14 protein-coding genes are annotated in these 16,178 nt (G+C 70.7%); 3 read left to right on the forward strand and 11 right to left on the reverse strand.

Translation table 11 applies throughout. The features are described 5' to 3' along the window. On the forward strand, window positions 1–1,938 hold a 1,938-nt coding region (gene ppc / locus AC2VOR_RS02020; RefSeq protein ID WP_486963112.1), incomplete at its 5' end, for a phosphoenolpyruvate carboxylase. An 8-nt stretch (window positions 1,939–1,946) separates the two neighbouring features. On the opposite strand, the gene AC2VOR_RS02025 is transcribed toward ppc, so the two are convergent. From AC2VOR_RS02025 to tkt, 6 genes are read right to left on the reverse strand one after another with little or no spacing between them, the layout of a single operon-like run. Next, entirely contained in the window at window positions 1,947–2,348 is a 402-nt protein-coding gene (locus AC2VOR_RS02025) for an ATPase (RefSeq protein WP_369741636.1), read from the reverse strand. Between the two features lie 16 nt (window positions 2,349–2,364). Next, the gene (gene pgl / locus AC2VOR_RS02030; RefSeq protein WP_369739141.1) at window positions 2,365–3,108 is read right to left on the reverse strand and encodes a 6-phosphogluconolactonase; all 744 of its coding nucleotides are present in this window, start codon (window positions 3,106–3,108) and stop codon (window positions 2,365–2,367) included. Then, entirely contained in the window at window positions 3,105–4,016 is a 912-nt protein-coding gene (gene opcA, locus AC2VOR_RS02035; protein WP_369739140.1) for a glucose-6-phosphate dehydrogenase assembly protein OpcA, read from the reverse strand. Before opcA ends, pgl begins: the two co-directional genes overlap by 4 nt. Window positions 4,017–4,065: 49 nt before the next feature. Next, window positions 4,066–5,610, reverse strand: a complete 1,545-nt coding sequence (zwf, locus tag AC2VOR_RS02040; RefSeq protein WP_369739139.1) for a glucose-6-phosphate dehydrogenase — start codon at window positions 5,608–5,610, stop codon at window positions 4,066–4,068. Then, window positions 5,607–6,728 (reverse strand): transaldolase, encoded by a 1,122-nt coding sequence (tal, locus tag AC2VOR_RS02045; RefSeq protein WP_369739138.1) that lies wholly within the window; start codon window positions 6,726–6,728, stop codon window positions 5,607–5,609. The genes zwf and tal overlap by 4 nt, the downstream gene beginning before the upstream one ends. Window positions 6,729–6,743: 15 nt before the next feature. Beyond that, a complete protein-coding gene (gene tkt / locus AC2VOR_RS02050) occupies window positions 6,744–8,843 on the reverse strand; it encodes a transketolase (protein WP_369739137.1) in 2,100 nt (699 codons plus the stop codon). 260 nt (window positions 8,844–9,103) lie between these two features. Between tkt and AC2VOR_RS02055 the strand changes: the two genes are divergently transcribed. Further along, on the forward strand, window positions 9,104–10,081 hold the full coding sequence (locus AC2VOR_RS02055; protein ID WP_369739136.1) for a heme o synthase: 978 nt from the start codon (window positions 9,104–9,106) through the stop codon (window positions 10,079–10,081). Here AC2VOR_RS02055 and AC2VOR_RS02060 read toward each other — a convergent pair. Further along, window positions 10,078–11,067: a quinone oxidoreductase family protein gene (locus AC2VOR_RS02060; protein ID WP_369739135.1), complete on the reverse strand. Its 990-nt coding sequence runs from the start codon at window positions 11,065–11,067 to the stop codon at window positions 10,078–10,080. The two genes, AC2VOR_RS02055 and AC2VOR_RS02060, sit on opposite strands and share 4 nt — an antisense overlap. 19 nt (window positions 11,068–11,086) lie before the next feature. Here AC2VOR_RS02060 and AC2VOR_RS02065 point away from each other — a divergent pair, with 19 nt between their 5' ends. Then, window positions 11,087–11,944, forward strand: coding sequence for an ATP-grasp domain-containing protein (locus tag AC2VOR_RS02065; protein WP_486963113.1), 858 nt, complete (start codon window positions 11,087–11,089; stop codon window positions 11,942–11,944). On the opposite strand, the gene AC2VOR_RS02070 is transcribed toward AC2VOR_RS02065, so the two are convergent. From AC2VOR_RS02070 to mptB, 4 genes are all read right to left on the reverse strand, one after another. After that, window positions 11,903–12,838 (reverse strand): COX15/CtaA family protein, encoded by a 936-nt coding sequence (locus AC2VOR_RS02070; protein ID WP_369741635.1) that lies wholly within the window; start codon window positions 12,836–12,838, stop codon window positions 11,903–11,905. The two genes, AC2VOR_RS02065 and AC2VOR_RS02070, sit on opposite strands and share 42 nt — an antisense overlap. 58 nt (window positions 12,839–12,896) lie before the next feature. Beyond that, on the reverse strand, window positions 12,897–13,607 hold the full coding sequence (locus AC2VOR_RS02075; protein ID WP_369741634.1) for an ABC transporter permease: 711 nt from the start codon (window positions 13,605–13,607) through the stop codon (window positions 12,897–12,899). A 62-nt stretch (window positions 13,608–13,669) separates the two neighbouring features. Beyond that, window positions 13,670–14,632 carry an ABC transporter ATP-binding protein gene (locus AC2VOR_RS02080; RefSeq protein WP_369739133.1) on the reverse strand — a complete coding sequence of 321 codons (963 nt, stop codon included), beginning with the start codon at window positions 14,630–14,632 and terminating at the stop codon, window positions 13,670–13,672. Continuing rightward, window positions 14,629–16,178, reverse strand: a 1,550-nt coding sequence (mptB, locus tag AC2VOR_RS02085; protein ID WP_486963114.1) for a polyprenol phosphomannose-dependent alpha 1,6 mannosyltransferase MptB, incomplete at its 5' end; no start/stop codon positions are given. The genes mptB and AC2VOR_RS02080, both read right to left, overlap by 4 nt.

Genomic DNA, 16,178 nt, shown 5'->3' on the forward strand with positions numbered 1-16,178 from the left:
ACCGGCAGCGCCGCGTTCACCGCGCTGGCCCACTACCTGTCCGAGCTGACGGACCTCGAGCAGGAGCTTTCGATGTCGGCGCGGCTGGTGGCGGTGACCGACGCGCTGGCGGCGTTGGCCGACGGCTGCCGCGAACAGGCCCGCGCCGACGAGCCCTACCGGCGGGCGCTGCGGGTGATCCGCGGGCGGCTCACCGCCACCGCGTCCCACATCTTGGACAGGCGGCCGCAACACGGGCTCGACCTGGGGCTGGCGCCTTACGGCACGCCGGCCGAGTTGCGGGCCGACCTGGACACGATCGATGCCTCGCTGCGGTCGCACGGCAGCGCGCTGCTGGCCGACGACCGCCTGGCGCTGCTGCGGGAGGGTGTGCACGCTTTCGGGTTTCACCTGTGCGGCCTGGACCTGCGGCAGAACTCCGACGTGCACGAACAGGTGGTCGCCGAGCTGCTGGCGTGGGCGGGGGTGCACCCCGACTACGGCTCGTTGCCCGAAGCGGAGCGGGTCGCACTGCTGGTCGGCGAGCTCGCCACCCGCCGGCCGCTGGTCGGTGAGCGCGCGCAACTATCCGACCTGGCCCGCGGCGAGCTGGGCGTCGTCGCGGCCGCCGCCCACGCGATCCGGACCTACGGCCCCGCCGCGGTGCCCAACTACGTCATCTCGATGTGCCGGTCGGTCTCCGACGTCCTGGAGGCCGCGATCCTGCTCAAGGAGGCCGGCCTGCTGGACGCCTCCGGGCCCGAACCCTACTGCCCGGTGGCGATCTCGCCGCTGTTCGAGACGATCGACGACCTGCACAACGGCGCGGCGACCCTGCACGCCATGCTCGGGCTCCCCCTCTACCGGGCACTGGTGGCTGCGCGGGGGGACTGCCAGGAGGTGATGCTCGGCTACTCCGACTCCAACAAGGACGGCGGCTATCTGGCAGCCAACTGGGCGGTCTACCGCGCCGAGCTCGCGCTGGTGGAGGTGGCCCGCAACGCCGGAATCCGGTTGCGACTCTTCCATGGTCGCGGCGGCACCGTCGGCCGCGGCGGCGGTCCGAGCTACCAGGCCATCCTGGCGCAGCCGCCCGGCGCGGTGAGCGGTTCGCTGCGGCTCACCGAGCAGGGCGAGGTCATCGCCGCCAAATACGCCGAGCCGCGCACGGCGCGGCGCAACCTGGAGAGCCTGGTGGCGGCGACGCTCGAGTCGACGCTGCTCGACGTCGAGGGCCTCGGTGACACCGCGGAGCCGGCGTACGCGCTGCTCGACGAGGTGGCCGCGCTGGCGCGGCGCGCCTACGCCGAACTGGTCCACGAGACACCGGGTTTCGTGGAGTACTTCATGTCCTCCACCCCGGTCAGCGAGATCGGGTCGCTGAACATCGGCAGCCGCCCGACCTCGCGGAAGCCCACCGCCTCGATCGCCGACCTGCGCGCCATCCCGTGGGTGCTGGCCTGGAGCCAGTCCCGGGTGATGCTGCCGGGCTGGTACGGCACCGGAACGGCGTTCGAGCGCTGGATCTCGGCGGGCCCGGAGACCGAGGACGAGCGGGTGGAGACCTTGCACGACCTGTACCGCCGGTGGCCGTTCTTCCGCAGCGTGCTGTCGAACATGGCGCAGGTGCTGGCCAAGAGCGATCTGGGCCTGGCGGCCCGCTACGCCGAGCTGGTGGACGACGAGTCGTTGCGGCACCGGGTGTTCGACAAGATCGTCGCCGAGCACGAACGGACCATCGCGATGCACAAGCTCATCACGGGGCAGGACGACCTGCTGGCCGACAACCCGGCGTTGGCGCGCTCGGTGTTCAACCGCTTCCCGTACCTGGAGCCGCTGAACCACCTGCAGGTGGAGTTGCTGCGCCGCTACCGCTCCGGCGACGACGACGAGTTGGTGCAGCGCGGCATCCTGTTGACGATGAACGGCCTGGCCAGCGCGCTGCGCAACAGCGGGTGACGCGTCGGCTAGCGCACCGTCCGGTTGCGCAGCCGGTCCAGTACGCCGCGCACCGCGTGCTCGGTGACCGACAGGGGCGAGATCAGCGTCTCGCCGACTTTGACCATGTCGTCGATCCGGTCGACGATCGCCTCCACGGGTTCGACCAGCCCGAGCAGCCGCTTGGCCAGGTCGTCGAGGCTGGACAGCGTGCCGTCCAGATGGTCCAGGCCGTTTTCCATGCGTTCGACGGTGGCGTTCAGCGCCGACAGTGAGCTACTGAGCTCCGTCATGGTCCTGTTCAGGCTGTCGAGGACGTCTCCGACCTGCTCCACCGTCTTGTCGGCGTTGAGCGCCGCCTGGGTGAGCGTCTTGATCCGGTTTCGCTCCGGGGGCCCGCCGCGAACCGTTTTGTCTGCCATGACGGTGATTATCCGTCGTCCGCGGTCAGCCCGGAAGTTTGGACGCGGCCGCCTCGTCGAGCAACCACAGGGTGGTTTCGAGGCCGACGGCCCCGGCGGCCGGGACCGAGGCGGGCGGGGCGCCGCCGACGGCGGCGGCCACCGCATCTGCCTTGGCCTCCCCGGAGACGATCAGCCAGACCTCACGGGAGCGCTGAACCGCGGGCAGGGTCAAGGTGATTCGTTGCGGCGGGGGTTTGGGGGAGTTGTCGACCGGGACCACCATGCGGGTGGTTTCGCGCACCGCCGGGGTCTCCGGGAACAGCGAGTTGACGTGGCCCTCGGGCCCCATGCCCAGCAGGTGGACGTCGAAGTTGGGCACCGGCTGCCCGGGTGCGGCGTTGGCCGCCAGCAACTGCTCGTAGGCGAGCGCCGCGGCGGCTATGTCATCGCCGAACTCCCCGTCGCTAGCCGGCATGGGATGTATGTTGCTGCAAGGGATTTCGATGTGGTCGAGCAGCGCCTCGCGCGCCTGTTTGTCGTTGCGCTCGTCGTCGCTTTCGGGCACGTAGCGTTCGTCGCCCCAGAACAGGTGCACGTTGGTCCAGTCTATCCGGTCCGCTTCCCGGCCGAGCCGCCGCAGCAGGTCGATGCCGTTGCTGCCGCCGGTGAGCACCAGCATGGCCCGTCCCCGGGCCATCATGGCGCTCTGGACGGAGTCGACGAGCCGGCTGACGGCGGCCTCGAGCAACTCCTGGGTCTGCGGGAAAACCTCGACCACGGTATTCATGCGTACTGCACCTTGCCTATTCCCTCCAACGCGGCGAAATAGATTTCGTCGGGGTCCAGCCGGCGCATGTCCTCGGCGAGGCACTCGCGGGTTTCCCGGCGCGCCAACGGAACCAGGGCATCCGGGCGTCCGGTCCGGCTCAGGGTGGCCGTCGTGCCCTCCTGGGGACGGCTCAGGGTGATGGTCTCGGTCGGGCGCTGCAACTCGACCTTGAGGTCGCCGACGACCCGGCGCACCGGCCCTTCGATCCGGCTGGCCAGCCACCCCGCCAGGAGGTCGAGCGCGGGTTCGGTGCGCAGACCCGAGACCAGGGCTGACTCGATCGGCTCGTACGGCGGCTGGTCGAGGGCCGAGGTCAGCAGCGCCCGCCAATAGGTGATGCGGGCCCACGCCAGGTCGGTGTCGCCGGCGGTGTAGCCGGGCAGCCGGCTCTTGATCGCAGAGAGGGGGTCCTGCCCGTTGGTGGCGTCGGTGATGCGACGGATCGCCAACTTACCCAACGGATCCCGGGCAGGCACCGCCGGCGCGATGTCGGGCCACCACACCACCACCGGGATGTCGGGCAGCAGGAACGGGATGACGACACTGTCGGCGTGGCGCGCCAGCGGTCCGGACAGCCGCAGCACCACCGTTTCGCCGGCGGTGGAGTCGCCTCCGGCGCGCAGCTGGGCGTCCAGCCGGGCGCCGGAGGCCTCGGCGTCGCCGGTCATCACCACGAGCACCCGCATCGGGTGTTCGTGGCTGGCGTCGTTCGCGGCCTCGATGCACTCCTCGAGCAGGGCCTCGTTCTCCGAGGCGATGATCAGGGTTCCGACCCGGCCCATCGTCACGGCGCCGACCTGCTCGCGCAGCTCGTCGAGTTTCTTGTTGACCGCGTTGGTGCTGGTGTCGAGCAGGTCGACAATCATCTGCGCCACTCCTCAGCATCGCTGCGCTCTGCATCGTCGTCGGCGCGAATCATGGCCGCCGCCATTCCCGGCCGGTTCGGCGCAGCATCTCGAACGCCGACTCCGGGCCCCAGGTGCCCGCCTCGTACGGGTCGGGCTTGCCGTGGGTGGCCCAATAGTCCAGCACGGGATCGAGGATGCGCCAAGCCAGTTCGACCTCGTCGTTCACCGGGAACAGGGACGGCTCACCCAGCAGGACGTCCAGGATCAGCCGCTCGTAGGCCTCGGGTGAATCCTCCGCGAAGGCCGAGCCGTAGGAGAAGTCCATGTTGACGTCGCGCACTTCCATCGCGCTGCCCGGCACCTTGGAACCGAACCGCAGGGTGATGCCCTCGTCGGGCTGGACCCGGATCACCATGGCGTTGGTGCCCAGTTCGTCGGTCATGGTCGCGTCGAACGGCAGGTGCGGGGCGCGCTTGAACACGAGAGCGATCTCGGTCACCCTGCGGCCCAGGCGTTTTCCGGTGCGCAGGTAGAACGGCACACCGGCCCAGCGGCGGGTGTCGACCTCGAGGGTGATCGCGGCGAACGTCTCGGTGGTGGAGTCCGCGGAGAAGCCCTCCTCGTCGAGCAGCCCGACCACCTGCTCGCCGCCCTGCCAGCCCGCCGCGTACTGGCCGCGGCTGCTCGTCTCGTTCAGCGGCTGCGCGAGCTGGGTCGCCGAGAGCACCTTGATCTTCTCGGCCTGCAGCGCCACCGGGTTGAAGCTGACCGGCTCCTCCATCGCGGTCAGCGCCAGCAGCTGCATCAGGTGGTTCTGGATGACGTCGCGGGCGGCACCGATGCCGTCGTAGTAGCCGGCGCGCCCGCCCAGCCCGATGTCCTCGGCCATGGTGATCTGAACGTGGTCGACGTAGTGGGAGTTCCAGACGGGGTCCCACAGCTGGTTGGCGAACCGCAGCGCCAGGATGTTCTGCACCGTCTCCTTGCCCAGGTAGTGGTCGATGCGGAACACCGACTCCTCCGGGAATACTGCGTTGACCACGTGGTTGAGTTCCTGCGCGCTGTGCAGGTCGTGGCCGAAGGGCTTCTCGATGACCACCCGGCTCCAGCTGCCGTCCTGGGCGTTGGCCAGCCCGGACTTGCGCAGCTGGTCACAGACCACGGGGAAGGATTTGGGCGGGATCGCCAGGTAGAAGGCGTGGTTGCCGCCGATGCCGCGTTCGACGTCGAGCTTCTCCAGCGTGACGGCCAGTCGCCCGAAGGCGACGGCGTCGTCGAATTCGCCTCGCACGAAACGCAATCCATCGGCCAGCCGCTCCCATATCGACTGACGGAATGGGGTGCGGCAGTGCTGCTTGACCGAGTCGTGGACCACCTGCGCGAAATCGTCGTGGTCCCAGTTGCGGCGGGCGAAGCCCACCAGCGAGAAGGTCGGGGGCAGCAGGCCACGGTTGGCCAGGTCGTAGATGGCCGGCACGACCTTCTTGTGGGCCAGGTCCCCGGTGACGCCGAACAGCACCATGGCGCACGGACCCGCGATCCTGGGCAGACGTTTGTCGTTGGGGTCCCGTAACGGATTACGCCACTGTGCGGCCTCGGCGCCACGGCTCATTTGTCGGCGGAACCCAGTTGTTTCTGCGTCTCGTCGAGTAGCTGGTTCCAGGAGTCCACGAACTTCTCGACCCCTTCGTTCTCCAGGACCGCGAACACGTCGGTCAGGTCGATGCCGACCTGCTCCAGGTCGTCGAACACCTGCTGGGCGGCCGCGGCGGTGCCGCTGACCGTGTCGCCCTTGACCTCTCCGTGGTCGGCGACGGCGTCGATCGTGGGTTCCGGCATGGTGTTCACCGTGTTCGGCGCCACCAGTTCGGTCACGTAGAGGGTATCGGGGTAGGCGGGGTTCTTCACACCGGTGGACGCCCACAATGGGCGCTGCACGCGGGCGCCGGCGGACTTGAGCGCCCCATAGCGCTCGCCGCCCTCGAAGACCTCCTGGTAGGCCGCGTAGGCCAGCCGGGCGTTGGCGACCCCGGCCTTGCCGCGCAGCGCCAGCGCCTGCTCGGAGCCGATCTTGTCCAGCCTCTTGTCGATCTCGGTGTCCACACGGGACACGAAAAACGACGCCACGGAATGGATCTTGGACAGGTCGTGGCCGGCTTCGCGGGCCTTCTCCAGCCCGGTCAGATACGCGTCCATGACCTCGCGGTGCCGTTCGACGGAGAAGATCAGCGTGACGTTGACCGAGATTCCTTCCGCCAGCGTGGCGGTGATGGCCGGCAGGCCGGCCTTGGTGGCGGGGATCTTGATGAGCAGGTTCGGGCGGTCGACGATCTTCCACAGCTCGACGGCCTGCGCGATGGTCTTGTCCGTCTCGTTGGCCAGCCGCGGGTCGACCTCGATCGACACCCGGCCGTCGACGCCCCGGGTGGCTTCCCACAGCGGAGTGAACACGTCGCAGGCGTTGCGCACGTCGTCGGTGGTGACGGTGCGGATCGTGGCGTCCACGTCGGCGCCGCGTTCGGCCAGCTCGGCGATCTGGCCGTCGTAGGCGTCGCCCTCGGCCAGCGCCTTCTGGAAGATCGACGGGTTGGTGGTCACGCCGACGACACTCTTGGTGTCGATCAGCTCCTGCAGGTTGCCCGACTGCAGCCGGTCCCGCGAGAGGTCATCGAGCCAGACGGATACGCCGGCGGCGGACAGCGCCGCGAGGTTCGGGTTCTGAGTGGTCATGGGAATCGCCCTTTCTCAGTTGTCGACTACCTGTTCCGCGGCGGCGGCGACGGCCTCAGCGGTGAAGCCGAACTCACGGAACAAAGTCTTGTAATCGGCGGACTCGCCGTAGTGTTCGATCGAGACGATCTTGCCGGTGTCGCCGACCAGCTTGTGCCAGCTCTGCGCGATGCCGGCCTCGACGGCCACCCGCGCCGACACGGACGGCGGCAGCACGCTGTCGCGGTAATCCGAGGGTTGCGACTCGAACCACTCCACGCACGGCATCGAGACTACCCGCGCGACGATGTCCTTGTCCGCCAACAACTTCTGGGCCGCGACGGCGAGCTGGACCTCGGAGCCGGTGGCGATCAGCACGACGTCGGGCTCCTCGCCGTCCTCGGCGCCGTCGTCGCCCAGGACGTAGCCGCCGCGGGCGACGCCCTCCGGGCTGGTGCCCTCGAGCACCGGCACGCCCTGGCGGGTCAGGATCAGGCCCACCGGTCCGCTGCCGTTGCCGCGGGCCAGGATCGAGCGCCACGCGTAGGCCGTCTCGTTGGCGTCGGCGGGCCGCACCACCGACAGCCGGGGGATCGCCCGCAGTGCAGCCAGGTGCTCGATCGGCTGGTGGGTCGGCCCGTCCTCGCCGAGCCCGATCGAGTCGTGGGTCCACACGTAGATGGTGTCGATGTCCATCAGCGCGGCGAGCCGCACCGCCGGGCGCATGTAGTCGGAGAACTGCAGGAAGGTGCCGCCGTAGGCCCGCGTCGGGCCGTGCAGCACGATCCCGGACAGGATGGCGCCCATCGCGTGCTCGCGAACGCCGAAGTGCAGCGTGCGGCCGTACCAGCCGGCGGTGTACTCCTTGGTCGAAATCGCCGGCGGGCCAAAGGAAGTGGCGCCCTTCATGGTAGTGTCGTTGCTCCCGGCCAGGTCGGCCGAACCGCCCCACAACTCGGGCAGTTTGGGACCCACGGCCGACAGCACCGCCCCGGACGCCTTACGGGTGGCCACCGCGTCGCCGCCGGTCTCCCAGTGCGGCAGGTCGGCGTCCCAGCCGTCGGGCAGTTGCCCGGCGGTGAGTCGGTCCAGCAGCGCCTTGCGGTCCGGCTCGCGCTGGGCCCAGGCCTCGAAGTCGGCCTGCCAGCGTTCGTGCGCCTCCTTGCCCCGGCCCACCAGCCCGCGGGTGTGGGTGATGACGTCCTCGCGCACCTCGAACTTCTTGTTCGGGTCGAAGCCGAGGGCCTCCTTGACGGCCGCCACCTCCTCGTCGCCGAGGGCGGCGCCGTGCGCCTTGCCGGTGTTCATCAGGTTGGGGGCGGGGTAGCCGATGATGGTGCGCAGCGAGATGAACGACGGCCGGTCGGTGACGGCTTTCGCGTTGGCGATGGCCTCCTCGATGGCGACGACGTTCTCGCCGCCCTCCACCTCTTGGACGTGCCAGCCGTAGGCGCGATAACGGGCCGCGGTGTCCTCGCACATCGCGATGTCGGTGTCGTCCTCGATCGAGATCTGGTTGTGGTCGTAGAACACGATCAGGTTGCCCAGCTGCTGCACGGCCGCCAGCGACGACGCCTCCGAGGTGACGCCCTCCTCGATGTCCCCGTCGGAGGCGATCACGTAGATGAAGTGGTCGAACGGGCTGGTGCCCGGTTCGGCGTCGGGGTCGAACAGGCCACGCTCGTAGCGGGCCGCCATCGCCATCCCGACCGCCGAGGCCAGCCCCTGGCCGAGCGGGCCGGTGGTGATCTCCACGCCCCGGGTGTGCCGGAACTCAGGGTGCCCCGGGGTCTTGGACCCCCAGGTGCGCAGCGACTCGATGTCGGAGAGTTCCAGCCCGAAGCCGCCCAGATAGAGCTGGATGTAGAGGGTCAGGCTGCTGTGTCCGCAGGACAGGATGAACCGGTCGCGGCCCAGCCAGTTGGTGTCGCTGGGGTCGTGCCGCATCACCCGCTGGAACAGCGTGTAGGCCAGGGGCGCCAGGCTCATCGCCGTCCCGGGGTGGCCGTTGCCGACCTTCTGGACCGCATCGGCGGCCAGCACCCGCGCGGTGTCGACGGCGACCGAGTCGATCTCGGCCCAGTCATCGGGATGGTGTGGTTGGGTCAGCGCAGAGATCTCTTCGAGTGTTGTCACAGACTCAGTCCTTGGGGTCATCGAGCTGATCAATCTCAACCCTAGTGCGGGAGCGGCGGCTCTTGCAGTGCAAGATTTTGGGGTACCCACGGCCGGGCGTTGTGAAAATTACGCGCCGGCCGAACGCGCGGTGCAACCAGTCCCGCAATCGAGGGAGAAACATCAGTGAAGGGACCCTGCGGGCTCGCCACCCAGGGTGTGCGGTCTACCATCGTCTGTAGTAGATGCTGCGCGCCGCTGGGAACCCGAGGAGTTATTGCGTGAGCGTTCGCGGGCGCGTCGCGCCGAGCCGAAAAGCCGAGACCGCCCGGCCCGGGCCGTCGTCCGAGCCGTCGAAGGGCCCGGCGCGGAACCGGGTCATGGCCACGCTGCTGGCGTACCTGGCGCTGACCAAGCCGCGGGTCATCGAACTGCTGCTGGTCACCGCGATTCCCGCGATGCTGCTCGCCGCGCGCGGCACCGTGAACCCGCTGTTGATCCTCAACACACTGTTCGGGGGGATGCTGGCGGCCGGGGGCGCCAACACGCTCAACTGCGTCGCCGACGCGGACATCGACAAGGTGATGAAGCGGACCGCGCGCCGGCCCCTGGCGCGGGCCGCGGTGCCCACGCGAAACGCCCTGGTGTTCGGGCTGGTGCTGAGCGTGGGCTCGTTCTTCTGGCTGTGGTTGACCACCAACCTGCTGTCGGGGCTGCTGGCCGTCGCCACGATCGCGTTCTATGTGTTCGTCTACACGCTGCTGCTCAAGCGGCGGACGTCGCAGAACGTCGTGTGGGGCGGCGCGGCCGGCTGCATGCCGGTCATGATCGGGTGGTCGGCGGTCACCGGCACCATCGCGTGGCCGGCGCTGGTGATGTTCGCCATCATCTTCTTCTGGACACCGCCGCACACCTGGGCGCTGGCGATGCGCTACAAGGACGACTACAAGGCGGCCGGCGTGCCGATGCTGCCGGCCGTGGCGACCGAGCGCCAGGTCACCAAGCAGATCCTGATCTACACCTGGCTGACGGTGCTGACGACGCTGGCGCTGGCGCCGGCGGCGGGGTGGCTGTACGCGGCGGTGGCCGTGGCCGCCGGGGTGTGGTTCCTGGCGATGGCCCACCAGCTGTACGCCGGGGTCCGCGCCGGCCAGCCCGTCAAACCGCTGCGGCTGTTCCTGCAGTCCAACAATTACCTGGCGGTGGTGTTCTGCGCGCTGGCGGTCGACTCGGCCCTCGCGCTGCCGACGCTGTTCTAGCGCGATGGCGGCCAGGGCAGTAGCACGATAGAGCCCGCGGTGCGGCGGCCCTGCAGATCCTGGTGGGCGCGGGCCGCTTCGGCGAGGGGGTACCGGCCCCCGACCTGCACGGAGATGGCCCCGCTGCCGATCGCATCGAACAGTTCGGTCGCCCGCCGGGCGAACTCGTCGCGGGTGCGGATGAAGTGGACCAGCGAGGGGCGGGTGAGGTACACCGACCCGGCCGCGTTGAGCCGCTGCGGATCGACGGGCGGAACCGGTCCGCTGGCGGCGCCGAACAGCGCCAGGGTGCCGCGCACCGCCAGGCTGGCCAGGCTGGCGTCGAACGTGCTCGCGCCCACGCCGTCGTAGACCGCCGCCACCCCCGCGCCGCCCGTCAGCTCGCGGATCCGCCGGCCGAATCCGGCGGCGTCGTCAGGATAGGAGAGCACCTCGGCGGCTCCGGCGTCCCTCGACATCCGCTCCTTCTCCGGCGTCGAGACCGTGGTGATCACCCGGGCGCCCAGCAGGCGCGCCCACTGCGTCAGGAGCAGCCCGACCCCGCCGGCGCCCGCGTGCACCAGCACGGTGTCGCCGCTTTGCACGGGATACACCGACTTCAGCAGGTAATGGGCGGTCAGGCCCTTCAGCAACACCGAGGCCGCCACATCGGATGCCACCCCGCCCGGCACCTTCGCGGTCAGCGCGGCCGGTGCGGTGGCGTATTCGGCGTAGCCCCCGGACACCGCGGCGCTGACCACCCGATCGCCGTCGCTGAAACCGTCCACCCCCTCGCCGGCGCCGACGACCGTGCCGCACATCTCCTGGCCGAGGATGAACGGCAACTCGCGCGGGTACTGGCCCGAGCGGAAGTAGGTGTCGATGTAGTTCACGCCGATGGCCTCAGCCTCGATCAGCAGCTCGCCGGGACCCGGGTTGGGCCGTGGGGTGTCGACGTAACGCAGGACCTCCGGGCCGCCTGTGTCGGCGACTTCTATTGCGTGCATGGGCCTATCATGCCGGGAGATGAAGCTCGCCCGGCCGGACCTCTTCCATCCGCGCATCGTGCTGGCGGGCTGTCGGCGGCACGTCACCGGCGACGGCGACGACGCGGGGCTGGTCGCTGCGCTGCGCCACCGCGGTCTGCACGCACGCTGGCTGTCCTGGGACGAGCCCGAAACGGGTCTGGCGGACCTGGTGATCCTGCGTGCCACCGCCGACTACGCCGAGCGGCTCGAGGACTTTCTGGCCTGGATGAGCGTCATGGCCAACGTGCTGAACCCGCCCGCCGTGGTGGCCTGGAACGCCGACCGCCACTATCTGGCCGACCTGGCGCGTGCGGGGGTGCCGACGGTGCCGGGGGAGTTCTTCGCGCCCGGGGAACGTATCCGGGTGCCGCCCAGCGGGCACGTCTTCCTCGGCCCGGCAGTCGGCACCGGGAGCCGCCGCTGCGCCGACCGCGTCTCGGCCGTGGTGGACGCGGGCGAACTACACAGGGCGGGCCGTGCCGTGCTGCTGCAAGCCTGTGACGCGGCCCCCGAGTCGGTGCTGGTCTTTCTCGGCGGCGCGCCGTCGCACGCGTTCACGATGCGGGAACGCCGGCTGGTCCAGGCCGAACCCGACCCGGAGATCTGGGCGGTCGGCGCCGCCGCGCTGGCCGCCGCGGCGGCCCGGACGGGCGTCGCGCGACGCGAGCTGCTCTACGCGCGCGCCCACGTCGTCGGCGGGCACGACGATCCGCGCCTTCTGGAACTGCAACTGGTGGAGCCGTCGCTGGGCTGGCGTCGGTTGGACGCCGGCGCCCGTGACCTCGCCGAGCGCGAGTTCGCGCTGGCCGTGGAGTCAGCCTGCGACCGGCTGGGGCTCGGCCCGCTGTCGCATTGACGCCCACAGCGCCGCGGTGGCCGCCGTGCACGCCGCGGCGCCCGCCACGTGCAGCGCGACCAGGGCGGCGGGGACCCCGGTGTAGTACTGCGCGGTGCCGACGGCGGCCTGCGCGCACACCAGGGCGAGCAGCACGCCGAGCCGCAGCAGGATGGGCCGCGCCGCGCCGACGGCCAGCAGGCCGAAGCCCAGGCCGACCACGAGCGCCAGGTAGGCGACCAGCAGCGACGAGTGCGCGTGCACCAGGGTGTCGATCTCGACCTTCAGCCGCGGCACCGCCCGGCTGGGGCCGCGGTCCCCGGCGTGCGGGCCGGCGGCCGTCACCAGCGTGCCGGTGACCAGCACCGCGGCCAGATTCGCCCCGATCAGGGCGGTCAGGGCGCGCAGCGGCCGGGCCACCCGCCGCCGGACCTCCCCGTCGTCCGGCTCGCCGATCTTGACGTAGAGCAGCACCGACAGCCATACCATCGTCATGGAGGTGAGCAGGTGGATGGCCACTGTCCACCACAACAGGCCGGTCCGCACGGTGATGCCCCCGATGACCGCCTGCACCAGGGTCGACACCGGCATCAGCCACGCGTACACCAGGACCTCGCGGCGCCGGCGCGCCCGGGTCACCGCCAGCACGGCCAGCACCGCGGCGATGACCACCGCGAACGTGATCATCCGGTTGCCGAACTCGACCGCCTGGTGGATGCGCGGGACCTCTGCGTGGGCCACCGGGGTGAAGCTGCCCGGGAAGCACTGCGGCCAGGTGGGGCAGCCGAGCCCGGAGGCGGTGACGCGGACGATCGCGCCGGTGACGGCGATGCCGCCCTGGGTGAGGGTCACGATCGCGGCGATGACGCGCTGGGTGCGCAGGCTGGGATCGGGGAGCAGGTTCACCAGCCGCATCAGCACGCGTCCGATCGTAAGGCAACGACAACTACGGCTTGTAGTACGGGCGTGGGCGTCAGGTGAACCGGAACCAGCGCAGCCCCGCCAGCGCCGCCACCGAACCCCACACCGCCAGGACGGCGACGCCGAACCAGTCCACCGACAAGGTCAACGCCTGCGACAGCGCCTCGGTGAGCGCGCCCGACGGCGTCAGCCGCGAGAGCCATTTGGCCGCCGCCGGGATCATCCGCGTCTCGATGGTCAGCGCGCCGAGCCCGGCGAAGACGAACCACAGCAGGTTGGCGAGCGCGAGGACGATTTCGGCCCGCAGCGTGCCGCCCAGCAGCAGGCCCAGGGCGGCGAATCCGGCGGTGCCCAGTGCGATGATCGCCCCGCCGAGCAGCAGCCCGGCCGGGGCGGGCCGCCAGCCCAGCGCCAACCCGATAGCGCCCAGGATGAGCGACTGCAGGAACACCACCGCGACCACCGCCAGCGACTTGCCCGCGATGATTCCCCACACCGGCAACGGGGTGGCCCCCAGCCGCTTGAGGGCCCCGTAGCGGCGGTCGAACGCGACCGCGATCGCCTGGCCGGTGAACGCGGTGGAGACCACCGCGAGCGCCATGATGACCGGGACGAAGGTGGCGGCCCGGTTGGCGCCGAAGGAGCCCAGCGGCAGCAGCGTGAGCCCGACCAGCAGCGTGATCGGGATGAACATGGTCAGCAGCAGCTGCTCGCCGTTGCGCAGCAGCAGCTTCAACTCCAGGCCGAACTGTGCGCCCAGCATGCGCGGCACGGTGTTGGGCCGCGGGTTCGGGGTGAAAGTGCCTGCGGGAAAAGGGGATTCGCTCACGAACGCAGCTCCCTGCCGGTGAGATCCAAGAACACGTCCTCGAGGCTGCGTTGCCCGACCCGCATGTCGGTGGCGAGCACGCCGATCTGCGCGCACCACGCCGTGACGGTCGCCAGCACCTGCGGGTCGACGGCACCCTCGACCAGGTACTCGCCCGGCGTCGCCTCGCTGACCCGGTAGTCCTCCGGCAGGGCGGAGGCCAGCAGCGACAGGTCGAGCCGCGGCGGCGCGGTGAACCGCAACTGGCCCTGCGCGCCGCTGCGCATCAGCTCCGCCGGCGTGCCCGCGGCCACCGGCACGCCGTGGTCGATGATGACCAGCCGGTCGGCGAGTTCCTCGGCTTCCTTGAGCTGGTGGGTGGTCAGCACCACCGTCACGCCGTCGCGGCGCAGCGCGTCGATCAGCTCCCAGACCAGCAGCCGGGCGTGCGCGTCCAGCCCAGCGGTGGGTTCGTCGAGGAACACCAGTTCCGGGCGGCCCACCAGCGCGCACGCCAGTGCGAGGCGCTGTTGCTGACCGCCGGAGAGCCGCCGGTAGGTGGTGCGGGCCGCCTCGGTCAGGCCCAGGGTGTCCAGCAGCCACGCGGGGTCGAGGGGGTCGGCGGCGTAGGAGGCCACCAGGTTGAGCATCTCCCCGGCGCGGGCGGCGGGGTAGCCACCGCCGCCCTGCAGCATCACCCCGATGCGCGCGCGCAGGCGCGCGTTGTCGGTGACCGGGTCCAGGCCCAGCACCTGGATCGACCCGGCGTCCGGGCGTGCGAAGCCCTCGCACATCTCGACCGTCGTCGTCTTCCCGGCGCCGTTGGGGCCCAGCAACGCGAACACCTCGGCGGCGTGCACGTCCAGATCGAGGTTGGAGACGGCCGCCACGGCTGTCGCGCCGGAGCCGTACCGTTTGCTCACTCCGCGCAGCCGTACCACGATTTCGGGGGCGTCGGGGGTCGAGGCGGGCGCGCTCACGTGGAATCAGCGTAGGCGTCCGGCGCCGCGGCCTGCCGTGGGGTCTCGGCTGACTCGGGGGCCGGCGCGGTCGGCGCCGCTTCGGCCGGTTCCCGGCCCTCGGGCGGCAGTCCCCGCCACGGCAGCCGGGTATAGGTCCCCGCGATCAGTCCCAGCACGATGAGGGTGCTGGCGACCGTCGCATCGACGATCTGGAACAGCGCGAAGCGATCCCCGTTGGCCGTCGGCCCGAAGATGCCCACGACCAGGGTGATGACGATGGCGGCCATCCTGAAGCCGGCGCGGGTCGCCCAGGCCGCCAGGGGGATGATGGCCCAGAGCAGATACCAGGGCTGCACGACGGGGAACAGCAGCACCGTCACACCCAGCGCGACACCCAGCCCGCCGATCGGGTGCAACCGGCCGCGCAGGACCGACACCAGCAGCCAGCCCACCATCACCGTGATGATCAGCACACCGATGGCGCGGGTGAGCGCCAGTACCGCGGTGGTGTGGTCGCCCAGCCCCAGCAGGATGCCCACCTGTCCGGTGCCCAGGGCCAACAGCGTCGGTGGCGACATCCAGCTGCGCACCACGTTGGCGGTGCCCAGCGTGTAGATCCAGCCGAACCCCAGCCCGCTGGCCCAACCGACCAGGGCCATCACCGCCAGCGACAACCCCGCCATCGCGCCGCCGGAGAGCAGCAGCGCGCGCAGGCTACCGCCGCAGCGGTTGGCCAGCGCCATGGTGACGAACCCGAGCGCGAGCAGCGAGGGCAGCTTCACCTGCGACGACAGTGCGATCAGGACCGACCCGGCCAGCAGCAGCCCCAGGGGCTCCCAGGCGGCGGGGTGGCGCCAGGTGGCGGGCAGGAGCCGCGGGAAGCGGGACGGGTCCAGGCCGCGCAGCGCGAACTCGGCGCCGGTCAGCATCAGCCCGAGCATCAGTGCCTCGTTGTGGATGCCGCCGACCAGATGCATGATCAGCAGCGGGTTGGCCGCGCCCAGCCACAGCGCGCTGACCTCGGCCACGCCGCAGCGCCGCGCCAGCCGCGGCGTCGCCCATACGATCAGGCCCACCCCGAGCAGCACCACGACCCGGTGGCAGAGCACGGCGGCGACGATGTTCTGCCCGGTCAGCGACGAGATGCCGCGCCCGATCCACAGGAACAACGGGCCGTACGGCGCCGGGGTCTCCCGCCACAGGCTGGGCACCGACAGGGTGAACACGTGCGACAGCCCGAGCCCGGAGGCCGGACCCACGCGGTAGGGGTCGAGCCCTTCCAGGGAGATCTGGCTCTGGGCGAGGTAAGAGTAGACGTCCTTGCTGTACATCGGCGGCGCGGGCAGCAGCGGCAGGACCCACAGCAGCAGGGTGCGGTCCAGGTCGCCGCGCGACATCCGCCTGCTGCCCAGCGCGAACCGGCCCAGCATCAGCCACGCCAGCGCCATCATCACCGCCCCGGTCGTGGTCATCGTCAGCGACACGGTCTGGATCCGGGACGGCAGGTTCAGCAGCCGCACCCCGAACGTCGGGTCCTGGACGACGGGCCGCGCGCCGGCGCCCA

It is taken from the genome of Mycobacterium sp. TH-M103, assembly GCF_057473785.1.